Below are 13,389 nucleotides of genomic sequence, written 5' to 3' on the forward strand. Positions count from 1 at the left end.
GCCGGTGTGGGCCCCCGCACCGGCCGCGCGGCTCACCGCTCCCGGTCCTCCCGGCCGGGGGGACCGGCCAGCGGCATCCGGACCGTGAAGGCCGTGCCCTCCCCCGGCGCGCTGCTCACCGCCACCGTTCCGCCGTGCAGCTCCACCAGCCCGCGCACGATCGCCAGCCCGAGCCCGCTGCCGCCGGTGCGGCGGTTGCGGGACTTGTCCGCCCGCCAGAACCGGTCGAAGACGTGCGGCAGGTCCTCCTCGGCGATACCGACCCCGGTGTCGGCCACCCGGATCACCGCCTCCGCGCCCGCCCGGTGCGCCCGGACGGTCACGGTCCCGCCCGCGGGTGTGTGCCGCACCGCGTTGCCGACCAGGTTGCCCAGCACCTGGAGCATCCGGGTGCGGTCCGCGACCAGGGTCACGTCGCGCGTCTCGGCGACCAGCCGCACCCCGGCCTCCTCCGCGCGCAGGCCGTGGCCCGCCACCACCTGCTCCACCAGCGGTCCGGCCTCCAGCGGCTCCGGTGCCAGCCGCAGCCGCCCGGCGTCGGCCAGGGCCAGGTCCTGGAGGTCGTCGATGACCGCCTGGAGCAGCAGCGCCTCCCCCAGCAGCATCCCCACGCGTTCGGGCTCGGGCTCGACCACCCCGTCCTGGACGGCCTCCAGCCAGCCGCGCAGGTTGCTCAGCGGCGTGCGCAGCTCGTGTGAAACGTCGCTCACCATCGCCTTGCGCTGCTCCTCGGCCCGTTCCAGGTGCTCGGACATCTCGTTGAACGCCTCCGCCAGGCGCCCGATCTCGCCCGAGTCGCGGACCTCGACCCGGGCCGGCCCGCCGCCCTCGCGCATGCGGTGCACGGCGTCGGTGAGCGCGTGCACGGGGCGCAGCAGCCGGGCCGCCAGGCTCGTGCTCACCACCACGGTCAGCACCAGGACCAGCAGCACCACACCGCCCACGCGCAGCACGCCCTCCCGCGACAGCGACAGCTCCGCCGCCGTGTCCTCGGCGGGGTCGTCGATGAACAGCAGCGCGGCGGGGGCCACGTAGGGGTCGAGCTGGGCGCGGCGGGCGGCGTCCAGGCAGGCCGCGGCCTCCGGGGACAGGTCCACCCGCGACCAGGTCAGGCTCTCGGTGCCCGGAGCCGCGGGGACGGCGGTCGGCTCCCGGGCTCCGGGCACCGGCTCCTCCTCGGCGGGGGCCGGCGGCATCGGTACCTCCTCGACCGGCGCCTCCGGGAGCGGTTCCTCGGAGGGCTCGCCCCCGCGGTCCTGCGTGTCGCCCCCCGGGTCGTCCCCCTCGGCGGGCCGGTCGGCGGGGACCTCCGGGGCCGGGGCCCGCGGGTCCTCCGGGGCCGCGGGGGCGCGGGCCTCGTCCGGTTCCGCCGGCGGCCTGGCGGACCGGTCGCCCGTGACGACCAGGCCGCCGGTCCGCCCGTCCATCGCGTACACGGCGTCCATCCCGGGCTCGGTGCCGCAGTCGGAGACGCGCGCGTTGAGGTCCGCCAGCGCCTCCTCCTCGCCCCCTCGGGGCCGGTCCAGGGCGTCGAGCCCGCATTCCGCCCACATGGCCGCGTCGGCCTGTTCCGTCTCGATGGCGGGGCGCCCGGTGGGGGCGGTCTCCGCCTCGGCCGACACCCCGTACAGCCTCCTCAGGCAGGCCGCCCCCTGCTCCGCCTCGGCGCGCAGGACCCGCCGTTCCCGTTCGGTGAGGGCGAAGGGACCCACCGCCCGCGGGTCGATGCGGTCGCCGCTCCCGGCCGCCAGGGTCACGTCCACCGCCAGCGCGTCCACCACCGACGAGGTGCGGGGCGGCAGCGGCGGTGCCTCCTCCCCGCCCCCCTGGGCCGCGACGGCGGAGTCGGCGATCACGGCCCTGCCCTCGGTGGTGAGCACGACCCGGCGCCCGGTCTCCCGCGCCAGCTCCCGGACGGTGTCCCCGACCCCCGCCCAGCCGCGGTGGGTCGCCGCGTACCCGACGAGGGTGTCGTGGATGTGGGTGTCCACCGCCAGCGTCTCGCCCTGCTGGACGGTGATGGACTCCGAGGTCCGCTGCACCGCCAGCCAGGCCGTCGCGGTGATCGAGCAGACCGCCACCAGGACCGAGCCGGTCAGCAGGCGGAACAGCAGGCCGTGCCGCAGGGAGGGGCGCCGGCCGGCCGCCCGTGCGCCGCCCGCGGCGGACCGCCGGGCCGCCCGCCGCACGGACCGCCTCCGCTCAGCGGACACGGTCGGGCCCCGCCAGCTTGTAGCCCACCCCGTACACGGTGACCAGCCGGACCGGCCGCCGCGGGTCGGGCTCGATCTTGCGGCGCAGGTTCTTCACGTGGACGTCGATGGTGCGCTCGGTGATGTACCCGCTGATCCCGTGGATGAGCTCCAGCAGCCGGGCCCGGCTCAGCACCCGGCCGGGCCGGGCCGCCAGCGCCCGCAGCAGCTGGAACTCCACGGGGGTGCACTCCACCGGCTCACCGTCCACCCGCACCGCGTGCCGGGCCGGGTCCACGGTGATCGGACCCGCGCTCAGCACCCGCTCCTCGTCCCGGACCGGGGCGCGCGAGCGGCGCAGCAGCGTGCGTACCCGCGCCATCAGCTCGCGCGGGCTGTAGGGCTTGGTGACGTAGTCGTCGGCGCCCAGGTCCAGCCCGTTCAGCAGGTCCTCCTCGGTGGCGCGGGCGGTGAGCAGCAGCACCGCCACGTCGGACTCCGCGCGCAGCACCCGGCACGCCTCCAGCCCGCTCATCACCGGCATCATCACGTCCATCACGACCAGGTCGGGGCGGTTCCGGTGGTGCTCCTCCAGCACGGCGCGCCCGTTGTGGACGACGCGGACCGTGTGGCCCTCGTGCTCCAGGTACCGCCGGATCAGCTCGGCCTGGTTGACGTCGTCCTCGGCCACCAGGACATGTGCGCACACGTGGACGACCTCCGTTTCGCCGGCCCGGGGCGGGCGGCCCCGGCAACGACGATCGTACGGGCGCGGGCCCGGGGCCCCGCGGAGCCCCGAAGGGTCGCCGCAGGTCGGAACACGGAACGCACACGGCGGTCACACGGGTTCTTCACATTCGTCGGCCAGTCTTCATGGTGTCCGGCGCGGAGAGCCCCGCCGGACCCCTCGACCGGATGGACCCCATGCGCCGATCCCCGATGCCCCGCTCGACCGCCGGGACGCTTCCCGCACTGGCGGCCGCCGCCGTCCTGGCGACCGCCACCGCCTGCTCCTCCGGGGGCTCCGCGGACGCACCGGAGGAGCCCTCCGGGACGTCCGCCGCGGTGGAGGACACCGCGGCGGACGGGGGCGCCCGCATCGCCACGGCCGTCGGGGACGAGGTCGAGGTCCGCTCCGAGCCGGACGGCGGCGAGGTGGTGCACACCCTCGCCAGCCCGAACGACTTCGGCGCCGACCGCACCTTCCTCGTCCTGCGGACGGAGGGCGACTGGCTGGAGGTCCTCCTGCCGGTGCGGCCCAACGGCTCCACCGGCTGGATCGAGGCCGACGGGGTCGACGTCACCGCCACCGCGTTCCGCGTGGAGATCGACATGTCGGAGTACTCCTTCACCGTCCTGGAGGGCGGCGAGGAACTCCGGACCGGACCGATCGGCATCGGTACGAGCGACACCCCGACGCCGCCCGGTGAGTACTACTTCACCGAGCTGCTCCAGCCCGCGGACCCCGACGGCGCCTACGGCGCCTACGCCTTCGGGCTCAACGGGCACTCCGACACGCTGGAGACCTTCGCGGGAGGGCCCGGACAGCTCGCGGTGCACGGCACCGACGACGAGTCGGGCCTGGGCGGCGAGGTCAGCCACGGCTGCATCCGGGTGTCCAACGACGACATCACCTGGATGGCCGGGCTCCTGCCGCTGGGCACCCCGGTCGAGATCACCGAATGACCGCCCGCCGGGCGGTCCCCCGAACACACGACAAGAGGACGACCATGCGAGTGAAGCCCCGGATGCTCATCATCGCCGCCATGGCGGCGGCCTTCTTCGGCGCGGCCCCGGCGCTCGCGGCGGACGACCCGGCCGACCGCGGCGGCGTCCCCGCGGCGGCCCCGGCCGACTCCGTGTCCCCGGTGCCCGCCGAGCCGGACGGTCCGCGCGAGGACGAAGCCCCCATCGCCGAGCCCCCCGCCTCCGAGCGCCCCGCCGAGCCGGGTGCCGCCGAGCCCGAGCGCCCCGCCGAGCCGGACGCCGACCCGGCCCGCCCCATCCGTGAGGAGCCCAACTACACCGGCTGACCCCGGCCGGACCGGCCCGCACCCGTCCGCGGCACCGCGCCCGCGGACGGGTCGGTGGCCGGGAACGGTGCCGCGCCGGGTGATCCTCGAAGCATGGAGAACACCGACGCCCACATCCGGGTCCGCGGCGCGCGGGTGCACAACCTGCGCGCCGTGGACCTGTCCCTGCCCCGCGACGCGCTCGTGGCGTTCACCGGCGTGTCCGGGTCCGGGAAGTCCTCGATCGCCTTCGGCACCCTGTACGCCGAGGCCCAGCACCGTTACCTGGAGTCGGTCGCGCCGTACGCGCGCCGCCTCCTCCAGCAGCTGCCGGCCCCGGACGTCGACGGCATCACCGGGCTGCCGCCCGCGGTGGCCCTGGCGCAGGCCCGCTCGGTCCCGTCCGGGCGCTCCACGGTGGGCACCCTGACCGCCGTCTCCAACTCGCTGCGCATGCTGTACTCCCGCTCCGGGACCTACCCGCCCGGGGCCGAGCACCTGGACTCCGACTCCTTCTCCCCCAACACCGCCGCCGGCGCCTGCCTGGTCTGCCACGGGGAGGGCGTGGAGTACGAGGTCACCGAGGAGTCGCTGGTCCCCGACCCCTCGCTCAGCATCGCCGGGGGCGCCGTCGCGTCCTGGCCCGGCGCCTGGCAGGGCAAGAGCCTGCGCGACATCCTCGACACCCTCGGGTACGACGTGCACCGCCCCTGGCGCGAGCTGGCGCCCGAGGAGCGCTCGTGGATCCTGTTCACCGACGAGCAGCCGGTGGTCACCGTGCACCCGGTCCGGGAGGCGGGCCGCGTGCAGCGCCCCTACCAGGGCACCTACAGCAGCGCGCGGCGGCTGGTCCTCAAGGCGTACGCCTCCTCGGCCGGCGAGGCCCGCAGGGAGCGCGCCCGCGCGTTCATGGACGAACGGGTCTGCCGCGGGTGCGACGGCCGCCGGCTCGCCCGGGCCGCGCTGCGGGTGACGTTCGCGGACCACGGCATCGACGAGCTGGCCCGGATGCCGCTGTCCGCCCTGGCCGGGGTGCTCGCCCCCTGGCGGGACGACCCCGGGCCCGCCGGGGCGCTCGTCCAGGACATCGCCGGCCGGATCGGGGTGCTGGTGGAGCTGGGCCTGGGCTACCTGGCCGCCTCCCGTCCCGCGCCGACGCTCTCCACAGGCGAGCTCCAGCGCATCCGGCTGGCCACCCAGGTGCGCACCGCCCTGTTCGGCGTGGTGTACGTGCTGGACGAACCCTCGGCGGGCCTGCACCCGGCGGACTGCGAGGCGCTGACGGGCATCCTGCGGCGGCTGCGGGACGGAGGGAACACCGTGTGCTTCGTGGAGCACGACATGGACATCGTGCGCGGCGCCGACTGGGTCGTGGACGTGGGCCCCGGGGCCGGGGACGGCGGCGGCCGGGTGCTCTACAGCGGCCCGGTGCCCGGGCTCGCACGGGTCGGGGAGTCGGTCACCCGCCGCTACCTCTTCGACCCGCCCGCGCCCGAGCGGGCGGGCCGCACCCCCGCGGGGACCCTGGAGGTGCGCGGGGTCACCCGCAACAACCTGCGCGGGCTGGACGCCGACGTCCCGCTGGGGGTGTTCACCGCCGTCACGGGGGTGTCGGGCTCGGGCAAGTCCACCCTGCTCGCCGCGATCGGGGAGCGGGCCGCCGAGCGCGGCCGGGCGGTGTGGGTGGACCAGAAGCCCATCGGCCGCACCCCGCGCTCCAACCCGGCCACCTACACGGGGCTGTTCGACACGGTCCGCAGGCTGTTCGCCGCCACCGACGACGCGCGCCGGCTGGGGTACGGGCCCGGGCGGTTCTCCTTCAACGTGCCCGAGGGGCGCTGCCCCACCTGTGAGGGCGAGGGGTTCGTGTCGGTGGAGCTGCTGTTCCTGCCCAGCACGTACGCCCCCTGCCCCGCCTGCGGGGGCGCCCGGTACGACCCCGACACCCTGCGGGTGTCCTACCGGGGGCTCACCGTGGCCGGGGTCCTGGACCTGTCGGTGGACGAGGCCCTGGAGTTCTTCGCCGGGACGCCCGCCCTGGTGCGCCCGCTGGACACCCTCGCCGCGGTCGGCCTGGGCTACCTGCGGCTGGGACAGCCGGCCACCGAGCTGTCCGGCGGGGAGGCCCAGCGCATCAAGCTCGCCGCCGAACTCCAGCGCCGCACGGTCGCCGACACCGTCTACCTGCTGGACGAGCCCACCACGGGACTGCACCCGCACGACGCCGACGTGCTCATGGAGCGGCTGCACGACCTGATCGACGCGGGTGCCACGGTGGTCGCCGCCGAACACGAGATGCGGATCGTCGCCACGGCCGACCACGTCATCGACCTGGGTCCGGGCGGCGGAGACGAGGGCGGCCGGGTGGTCTCCTCCGGGACCCCCGCCGAGGTGGCCGCGGCCTCCGGCGGTCCCACCGCCGCCTACCTCAAGGGGCTGGTCCGGTGAGGGGCGCGGCGCGGACCGCCGGCCCGGGCCCGGAAGCCGCGCCCGGCCCCCGCGGGGGCCGGGCGCCGTGACCAGGGCGCCGTCGGCGCCCCGGGGCGGCATGTCGGCGGACCGGGATGTCGACCCGCCGACGAGTCGACATGCGGCACGCCCGGCCGGGAGCGCCCGGCGTGTGCGCGAAGGGGCCGGCGGGCCGTTCCGGGGTGCGCATCAACGGGCCGACACGGGATGTGCCCGGCCGGGAGCGCCCGGCGTGTGCGCGAAGGGGCCGCGCCGGAGTGCGTACCGACGGGTCGACGAGTCGACATGCGGCACGCCCGGCCGGGAGCGCCCGGCGTGTGCGGCGACCGGTCCGCGAGTCGACACGCCGACACCCGCGCCTCCTCCCCGGGGGCCGGCCCCTCCTCCGAAGGTCGCAGGCGCGATGCCGATCCGCGCCCGATGTGCCGGGGCACCGCGTTTCGCGACGCTGGGATCACACCACCGGAAGGAGCGGACCCGTGATCCCCGCCGAAACCACCGCACCACCCTCCCGCCGCCGCCGGACGGCGGCGGCCCTGGCCGCAGCGACGGGCGCCCTCGCCGTGCTCGCCACCGGCTGCGCCGCGGCCCCCGGGCCCGCGCACGTACCGGCCGCCGCCGCCCCCACCGCGGACCTCACCGCCCAGGACCTGGAGGCCTGGCTCGACGGGCTGGTCCCGGCCGCGCTGGACACCGCGGGCATCCCCGGCGCCTCGGTCTCGGTCGTCCACGACGGCGAGCTGCTGACCGCCCGCGGCTACGGGTACGCCGACACCGGCGCCGACGGGCGTGACCCGCTGCCGGTCGACCCCGAGGACTCCCTCTTCCGCGTCGGCTCCGTGTCCAAGCTGTTCACCGCGACCGCGGTCATGCAGCTGGTCGAGGACGGCCGGGTCGACCTCGACACCGACGTCCACGAGTACATCGACTTCACGGTCCCCACGGCGTTCGACGAGCCGGTCACCGTCCGGCACCTGCTCACCCACACGCCCGGGTTCGAGGAGAGGGTCGCGGGGATGATCCTCCCCGAGGGCGCCGAGCACGACCTGGGCGAGGTCCTCGCCGCCGACCCGCCCGAGCAGATCTTCCCGCCCGGCACCGTCCCGGCCTACTCCAACTACGGCAACGCCCTGGCCGGGTACATCGTCGAGCAGGTGTCCGGCGAGCCCTTCGCGGACTACGTGCGCGACAACGTGCTGGAGCCGGTCGGCATGGACTCCTCCGACTTCGTCCAGCCCCTCCCCGAGGGGCTCCGGGACCGCATGGCCCAGGGGTACACGTCCACCGGCGCCCCCGCGGCGCCCTTCGAGACCGTCTCCGGCGCCCCCGCCGGCTCGCTGTCCGCCTCCGCGACCGACATGGCGCGCTTCATGCTCGCGCACCTGGGGCACGCGCCGGGCGGCGAGGCCCTGCTGTCCCCCGAGACGCTGGAGGAGATGCACGCCCCCGCGCTGGACGCCGACTCCCTGGGCACCCTCGCCGGGGGCCCGCGGATGACCCTGGGGTTCTTCGACGAGAGCCGCAACGGGTACCGGATCCTCGGCCACGGCGGCGACACCCAGTACTTCCACAGCGAGATGCAGATCCTCCCGGAGGAGGACACCGGCATCTTCATCACCCTCAACGGCAGCGGCGACGCCGACATGGGCAGCCACCTCCTGCGCCTGAGCGTCGTCGACGGCTTCTTCGACCGCTACTTCCCCGGTGAGGGCCCGGCCGACTCCCCCGTCGAGGAGACCGCCCGCGAGCACGCGGCGATGGCCGAGGGGACCTACACCAGCTCCCGCGCGATGCGCAGCACGTTCCTGTCCGCCATCGACCTCGTGGGCGAGACGCGGGTCCAGGCCCGCCAGGACGGGACGATCCTGGTCTCCCCCGGCCCGGAGACCTTCGTGCCGACGGTCTACGAGGAGGTCGCGCCCTGGGTGTGGCGCGAGGTCGGCGGGCAGGGCGTCATCTCGATGCGCGCCTCCGAGGACGGCGAGCGCGTCGAGGCGATCGGCTACGCGTCGGCGTTCACCCTCCTCCGCGTCGACGCCGAGCGCTCGTCCTCCGTGGCCCTGCCGGTCCTGCTCGCCTCCCTCGCGGTCCTGCTGGTGACGGTGCTGTCGTGGCCGGTCGCGCTGGTGGCGCGCCGCGCCCTCTCGCTGCCCGCCCGGGACCGCGCCGGACGCCTCGCCCGCGTTCTGACCAGGGTCGGCGTCGCCTCGGCGGTCGCCGCTCTCCTCTCCTGGGCGGTCCTCATCACCCTGGTCATGGGGCTCCAGGACGTGCCCACCGCGGCGGTCCGGGTGCTACAGGGGATGCAGCTGCTCGGGGCCCTGGCGATCCTCCCGGCGGCCTGGACGGTGGTCGGCGACGTCCGCCGCCGGGCCGGGTGGAAGCGGTGGACCTGGAGCTCCCTCGTCCTGGCCGCCCTGCTGGGCGTGCAGTGGTTCGCGATCACCTTCGCCCTGCTCTCCGTGAGCGCGTCGTACTGATCCGCGGGGCCCGCCGCCCCGGCGGCGGGCCCGCCTCCTCCGAAGGTCGCAAGCGCGGTGCCGATCCGCGTCCGATGCGCCGGAGCGCCCGGTGCGGCCAGGCTGGAGGCGCACCGCCCGCGGGGACGACCTCCCGCGGGCTCCCGTCCCGTCGTACCGACGGGATCATGTCCTTGGACCGACGAACGGGGGACCCCATGAGCGAACGAGACCAGGACACCGCCGCACGGGCGGCGGGAGCGGTGCCCGCCTCCCCCTTCGCCGGGGCCGCCGACCTGGCCGACACCCTGCTGGACCGGGTGGGGCTGCGCGGGGAGACCGCCCGCGACTCCGCGCTGGCGGTGGTCGTGGCGGCGGCCTCCGTCGGGCTGCTCGGGCTGGTGGCGTTCCTGCTGGAGCGCCTGGAGGGGGAGGCGCTGCCGCTGGGGACCACCGCCTCCCTCGCCGCCGCCGTGGCGGTCCAGTCCCTGCTGCTGGCCGTGCGCCGCAGGTTCCCGGAGTTCTGCCTGCTCGCCGGGACGGCGATCCAGGTACTGGTCATGGCGCTGCTGCCCCTGGAGGTGGGCTTCCAGGGGCTGGCGCTGTTCGTCGCCGCGTACACCTGCGGAACCCGGCTCCCGACCCTGCGGCTGACCGCCGTCACCGTCGTCGCCGTCGCCCTGTACTGGCTGGTGGGAGGCCCGGTCCAGGGGATGCTGGCGCCGTCGGTGGACCTGGTGCCCCTCCCCGAGGGGGCCCTGATGGCGTGGCTGGGGCTGCTCGTCTCCGCCGTCCCCACGTTCGTGCTCCCCGCCCTGGTCGGCGTCTACACCGGCACCCGGCGGCGCTACACCGAGCTGCTGCGGCTGCGCGCCACCGAGGAGATCCGCGCCCAGCGGGAGCGGGCCGAGGCGGCCGTCCGGTCCGAGCGCACCCGCATGGCGCGCGAGCTGCACGACATCGCCGCCCACCACCTGTCCGGCATGGTGGTGCAGGCCGGGGCCGCCGAGCGGCTCGTCGGCCGCGACGACGGCGCCGCCCGCGAGGCGATGGCCTGGGTGCGGTCCCAGGGCAAGGAGACCCTGGCCAGCCTGCGCTCGGTGGTCGGGGCGCTGCGCGACCCGGGCGACGACGGCCGGACCGCCCGGGGCGACGGCGGCGCGCCCGTCCCCGGGCTGTCCGCGCTGGACCGCCTGGTCGGTACCGAGCGCGACCTCGGCACCGCCATCGAGGTGGTCCGCGAGGGCGAGGCCTACTCCCTGGCCCCCATCGCCGACGTCACCGCCTACCGGCTGGTGCAGGAGGCGCTGTCCAACGCCCGCGACCACGCGGCCGGGGCGCGGGTGCGGGTCCTGCTCCGGTACGGTCCGGAGCGGTTCGCGCTGGAGGTGGCGAACGGCCCGGGCGGTTCCCGGACGACCGAGCGGGAGCACCGCGGACTGGGCGTCCTGGGCATGCGCGAACGGGCCCAGGTGGTGGGGGCCGACCTGGAGGTCGGGCCCACCGGAGAAGGGGGATGGCGGGTGCGCTGGGAGATGCCGATGGACGGGGACGAGCGGTGATCAGGGTTCTGCTGGTGGACGACCAGGCCATCGTCCGGGCGGGGTTCCGGGTGATCCTCGACATGGCCGACGGCATCGAGGTCGTCGGCGAGGCCGCGGACGGTCCGGCGGCGGTGGAGCTGGCGGCCCGGCTCGCGCCGGACGTCGTCTGCATGGACGTGCGCATGCCGGGAGGCGACGGGCTGGCAGCGACGCGGGGGATTCTGGACCGGGCCCGCGAGCGCGGGATACGGCCGCCGGAGATCCTCATCATCACCACGTTCGACCTCGACGACTACGTGTTCGGGGCGCTGGAGGCGGGGGCCGCGGGGTTCGTCCTCAAGGACACCGACCCCGACGACCTGGTGGACGCGGTGCGCAGGCTCGCGACCGGGCAGGGGATGGTGGACCGGACGGTGACCCGCCGGGTCATGGCCGAGTTCGCCCGCCGCAGGCCCCCCGAGGGTGCCGACCCGGACGCGCTGGGGCTGCTCACCGCCCGCGAGGCCGACATCGTGCGGCTGCTGGCGGAGGGGATGTCGAACGCCGAGATCGCGGAGAGGCTGTTCATCGAGACCAGCACGGTGAAGTCGCACCTGACCCGGGCGATGGCCAAGATCGGCACCCGGGACCGCCTCCAGACGGTGGTCTGGGCGTACCGGACGGGCGTCGCCCGCCCCTGACCCGGAGGCGGCGGCCGGGCTGGCCGGCCGTGCACGGGGCGCGGACGTGTCGGCGGGGCGGCGTGTCCGTACGTCGCCCTGTCCACAGGTCGGCGTGTCGACATGTCCGCGCGGCGCGGTGCCGGGGCCGCCGTGGAGCGGCGGCCGGGCCGGCGGTGCGCCCGCCGGCCCGGCCACCGGCCCCGAACGGGCCGCGGGCCCCGGCCGGGGCCCGCGCCGCCGGTCACGCGTCCCGGCGCTCGAACACCGTCACCGCGACCGCGGTGAACACCGCCAGCCACGCGCCGACCACGAGCACCGCGACCGCCGTGGGCAGGTAGCCCTCGCTGCCGGGGACGGCGATGCCCGCGAGGCTCTCCACCGCGGCGCCGTACGTGAACCGGGGCACCGTCTCCATCCACCACTCCCCCAGGAAGGGGGCCGCGAACACCGGCAGCGCGTTGACCAGGAACACCAGCACGAACGCCCCGGCCGCGCTGCGCAGCACCGCCGCCGCGCACGCGGTGAGCACCGCCTGCACCGCCATCCCCACGGGGATGTACACCAGCGTCGCCCGCACCATCCCCGCGGCGCCCAGGCTCAGGGTCGGCTCCCCCGCGACGGCCAGCGCGGCCTGGCTGACGTGGAAGTTCACCTGCGCCACCGCCACGCCCACCACCAGCGCCAGCACCGCGAGGATGACCAGCTTGGCCAGCAGCGGGCGCCACCGGCGCGGCGTCGCGGTCAGCGTGTACACCGCGGGCCCGCGGAACTCCGACGCCACGATGTTCCCGGCCAGCGCGGCGAAGGTCAGCGTTCCGAACCCCCCGGCGAAGAAGATGACGGCGTACTCGCCCTCCGCCTGCTCCCGCGCCAGCGCGGCGCTGTCGCCGAACCCCATCGTGAGCACGGTGACGCCCACCGTCAGGACGAACGCCAGCACCAGCATGGTCCGGTTGGCGGGCGTCGCCAGGAACTTCCGCCACTCCGACTTCAGCACCGACCCGAACCCCGGGTCCGCCTCCCGGCCCGCGCCGCCTGTGCGCTCCCGTACCGCCGCCATCACCGCTCCCCTCCCGTCACGGCCGCGGCCGGGGCGAACACGTGCCCCGCGCTGCCGCCCGTGATCTCCATGAACACGTCCTCCAGGCTGGGCCGCTCCGGCGTCAGCTCGTGCAGGGCGAGCCCGTACCGCGCGGCCAGCTCCCCGATGTCGGCGGCCTCGGCCCCCGTCACCACCAGGGACGCGGTGCCGTCCTGCCCGCCGGCCGCGGCGCCGTCCGCCGCCTCGACCCCGTACCCGTGGTCGCGCAGGACCGCGGCCAGCGACTCCGCCCGCGGCCCGCCCACCCGGACCCGCCCGCCTGAGCCCCGGCGCACCAGGTCCGCCACGGTGGTGTCGGCGATCAGCCGCCCCCGCCCGATGACGACCACCCGGTCCGCGGTCTCGGCCATCTCCCCCATGAGGTGGCTGGAGACCAGGACCGTGCGCCCCTCGGCGGCCAGCGACCGCATCAGCGTGCGCACCCAGCGGACCCCCTCCGGGTCGAGCCCGTTGACCGGCTCGTCCAGCAGCAGGGTTCCGGGGTCGCCGAGCAGGGCGGTGGCGATGCCCAGCCGCTGGCGCATGCCGAGCGAGAACGCGCCCACCCGCTTGCCCGCCACGTCGGACAGCCCGACCGTTCCCAGCACCTCGTCCACCCGCCGGTCCGGCAGGCGCGCGGCCGCCGCCACCCACCGCAGGTGCGCCGCCGCGGTCATGCCGCGCGGTACCGCCCCGGTGTCGAGGAGGGCCCCCACGGTCCGCAGCGGGGCGGCCATGTCCCGGTAGCGGACCCCGTCGATCGCGGCCCCGCCCCGAGTGGGCCGGTCCAGCCCCACGACCATCCGCATCGTCGTGCTCTTGCCCGCGCCGTTGGGGCCGAGGAAGCCGGTGACCTTCCCCGAGGGGGCGGTGAACGACAGGTCGTCCACCGCCCGCGTCCCGCCGTAGTCCTTGCGCAGTCCGCTCACTTCGATCACGTCGTCCGCCCGCCCTTCGTGGTCCGTCTTCC

The 13,389-nt window shown here is 76.2% G+C and carries 10 protein-coding genes; 6 read left to right on the forward strand and 4 right to left on the reverse strand.

What is annotated here, in order from left to right:
• Nucleotides 1-32: 32 nt before the first annotated feature.
• Nucleotides 33-2,189, reverse strand: a complete 2,157-nt coding sequence (locus BUE45_RS26950) for an ATP-binding protein (RefSeq protein ID WP_073383460.1) — start codon at nucleotides 2,187-2,189, stop codon at nucleotides 33-35.
• Between the two features lie 13 nt (nucleotides 2,190-2,202).
• Nucleotides 2,203-2,901 (reverse strand): response regulator transcription factor, encoded by a 699-nt coding sequence (locus BUE45_RS26955; RefSeq protein WP_073383463.1) that lies wholly within the window; start codon nucleotides 2,899-2,901, stop codon nucleotides 2,203-2,205.
• A 206-nt stretch (nucleotides 2,902-3,107) separates the two neighbouring features.
• Between BUE45_RS26955 and BUE45_RS26960 the strand changes: the two genes are divergently transcribed.
• From BUE45_RS26960 to BUE45_RS26985, 6 genes are all read left to right on the forward strand, one after another.
• Complete coding sequence (locus BUE45_RS26960; protein WP_073383564.1) at nucleotides 3,108-3,878, forward strand: L,D-transpeptidase family protein; 771 nt, start codon at nucleotides 3,108-3,110, stop codon at nucleotides 3,876-3,878.
• A 44-nt stretch (nucleotides 3,879-3,922) separates the two neighbouring features.
• Entirely contained in the window at nucleotides 3,923-4,225 is a 303-nt protein-coding gene (locus tag BUE45_RS26965) for a hypothetical protein (RefSeq protein ID WP_143173496.1), read from the forward strand.
• A gap of 93 nt (nucleotides 4,226-4,318) precedes the next feature.
• Nucleotides 4,319-6,652, forward strand: a complete 2,334-nt coding sequence (locus BUE45_RS26970) for an ATP-binding cassette domain-containing protein (protein ID WP_073383468.1) — start codon at nucleotides 4,319-4,321, stop codon at nucleotides 6,650-6,652.
• Nucleotides 6,653-7,152: 500 nt separating this feature from the next.
• Entirely contained in the window at nucleotides 7,153-9,153 is a 2,001-nt protein-coding gene (locus tag BUE45_RS26975; RefSeq protein WP_073383470.1) for a serine hydrolase domain-containing protein, read from the forward strand.
• Nucleotides 9,154-9,350: 197 nt separating this feature from the next.
• Nucleotides 9,351-10,694: a sensor histidine kinase gene (locus tag BUE45_RS26980; protein ID WP_073383473.1), complete on the forward strand. Its 1,344-nt coding sequence runs from the start codon at nucleotides 9,351-9,353 to the stop codon at nucleotides 10,692-10,694.
• On the forward strand, nucleotides 10,691-11,356 hold the full coding sequence (locus BUE45_RS26985) for a response regulator (protein WP_073383474.1): 666 nt from the start codon (nucleotides 10,691-10,693) through the stop codon (nucleotides 11,354-11,356). The genes BUE45_RS26980 and BUE45_RS26985 overlap by 4 nt, the downstream gene beginning before the upstream one ends.
• 223 nt (nucleotides 11,357-11,579) lie before the next feature.
• On the opposite strand, the gene BUE45_RS26990 is transcribed toward BUE45_RS26985, so the two are convergent.
• Nucleotides 11,580-12,398, reverse strand: coding sequence for a hypothetical protein (locus tag BUE45_RS26990; RefSeq protein WP_073383477.1), 819 nt, complete (start codon nucleotides 12,396-12,398; stop codon nucleotides 11,580-11,582).
• Nucleotides 12,398-13,357 (reverse strand): ABC transporter ATP-binding protein, encoded by a 960-nt coding sequence (locus tag BUE45_RS26995; RefSeq protein ID WP_073383479.1) that lies wholly within the window; start codon nucleotides 13,355-13,357, stop codon nucleotides 12,398-12,400. The genes BUE45_RS26990 and BUE45_RS26995 overlap by 1 nt, the downstream gene beginning before the upstream one ends.
• Nucleotides 13,358-13,389: the final 32 nt, after the last annotated feature.

This window comes from Nocardiopsis flavescens (genome assembly GCF_900141985.1).
Lineage (GTDB): Bacteria > Actinomycetota > Actinomycetes > Streptosporangiales > Streptosporangiaceae > Nocardiopsis > Nocardiopsis flavescens.

Excerpts from the sequence above, each read along its gene's own strand:
- BUE45_RS26960 (WP_073383564.1), top strand. The coding sequence starts at position 3,108 with ATGGACCCCATGCGCCGATCCCCGATGCCCCGCTCGACCGCCGGGACG.
- BUE45_RS26965 (WP_143173496.1), top strand. The coding sequence starts at position 3,923 with ATGCGAGTGAAGCCCCGGATGCTCATCATCGCCGCCATGGCGGCGGCC.
- BUE45_RS26980 (WP_073383473.1), top strand. The coding sequence starts at position 9,351 with ATGAGCGAACGAGACCAGGACACCGCCGCACGGGCGGCGGGAGCGGTG.
- BUE45_RS26970 (WP_073383468.1), top strand. The coding sequence starts at position 4,319 with ATGGAGAACACCGACGCCCACATCCGGGTCCGCGGCGCGCGGGTGCAC.
- BUE45_RS26990 (WP_073383477.1), bottom strand. The coding sequence starts at position 12,398 with ATGGCGGCGGTACGGGAGCGCACAGGCGGCGCGGGCCGGGAGGCGGAC.